The sequence below is a fragment of the Burkholderia cepacia genome, assembly GCF_001039005.1.
GTDB classification, from domain to species: Bacteria; Pseudomonadota; Gammaproteobacteria; order Burkholderiales; family Burkholderiaceae; genus Burkholderia; species Burkholderia theae.
Window position 1 is genome coordinate 1 of the sequence record NZ_LDWR01000127.1, and the last position, 1452, is coordinate 1452.

A 1452-nucleotide genomic window follows, 5' to 3' on the forward strand; every position below is an offset into this window, starting at 1 on the left:
GGTGGATTCAACCGGTCGTCGCAACACTAGGTTGTTGAACATATCTGAGATACTCGTCCAGAGCTTCAGCAGGCGTCTTCCAGCCGAGTGTTTTCCGGGGCCTAGTGTTCAACGTATTAGCAACGGCCTGAATCTCTCGAGCGCTCCACCGGGACAGGTCTGTGCCCTTTGGGAAGTATTGTCGTAGAAGGCCGTTCGTGTTTTCGTTCGTGCCACGCTGCCATGGGCTGTTCGGGTCGGCGAAGAAGACCTTCACACCAGACTCAATGGTGAAGCGGGCATGATCGGACAGTTCCTTTCCTCGATCCCAGGTCAATGATCGCCACAACTGGGCAGGCATGCTCGTCACGGTTTTCTTGAGGGCGTTGGCCATTGTGACAGCCCCATAGCCGGCCAGCGCGGGACCATTCTTCGTCCTGGGAGTCAGCCCGTAGCCTTCCTCGCGAGGCAGGTGGACGAGCATGGTGAATCGGCTTGATCGCTCGACCAGCGTTCCGATCGCAGACCGGTTCAAGCCGATGATCAGGTCGCCTTCCCAATGTCCCGGTACAGCACGATCTTGAGCTTCCGCAGGACGTTCGGAGATCATCACATCTTCGCTGACATGCGCCCACGCCTTGGCTTGCACCCTGGCCCTTGGCACTCTCAGCGCTCGTCCGGTGCGCAGATAGGTCACCAGCTCGCGCTTGAGCGCACCACGCCCTTGAATGTAAAGTGCCTGGTAGATGGCTTCGTGAGAGATACGCATGGTTTCGTCATCTGGGAAGTCGACTTTTAAGCGATGGGCAATCTGTTCTGGTGACCAGCCATTGACCCATTTGCGATCACTGCGTTCTGGCTTATTCCGCCCGATGAACGCAGCTTGACGAGGCCCCGCAACCTTACGTCCTTTAGCGTCATGAACCTGGCCCTCCAGGCGCTCTTGCACATAGCGGTGTAGCCTCGGGTTTGTCGCAAGCTTTGCCGGTTTCGGTCGCCTGGCAAACAGTTCCGCCTTCCACTGTGCGACTGATGCCCGATAATCGAGGCGGCCGCCACGAGTTGCAGCATTACGCGTGAGCTCTCGTGAGACCGTTGACGCGCTGCGGCCAATACGGCGAGCGATCTCACGCACTCCGACGCCTTCGGCTGAGAGTAATCCTATCTCTTCACGCTCAGCAAACGACAAGTACCTCCCGGATATTGGACTTGCCATGAATAACGGCATACCGCCACGCTGGCGAAACCAGCGCGTGCCTGCGGCCTGAGATATACCGACCGCAGTTGCAGCCTTCTCGCTTGTGATTCCGGTCGCAACCTGCTTCCAAAACTGACGCTCGACCTCATGCCGAAGCGACGGTGCGCCTGGCGAGCGCATCGCTCCTCGCCCCGTCAACTGTTGTATCCATTTCGATGGACGACCCATGAAACACCTCCTGAATTAAGGTGTTGCGACGACCGGTTGAATCCGCC

The 1452-nt window shown here is 58.1% G+C and carries 1 protein-coding gene; it reads right to left on the reverse strand.

Annotated features, from left to right (window positions below; genetic code table 11):
• Nucleotides 1-7: 7 nt before the first annotated feature.
• Nucleotides 8-1405, reverse strand: coding sequence for an IS30 family transposase (locus tag VL15_RS38385; RefSeq protein ID WP_048252109.1), 1398 nt, complete (start codon nt 1403-1405; stop codon nt 8-10).
• Between the last annotated feature and the right edge of the window lie 47 nt (nt 1406-1452).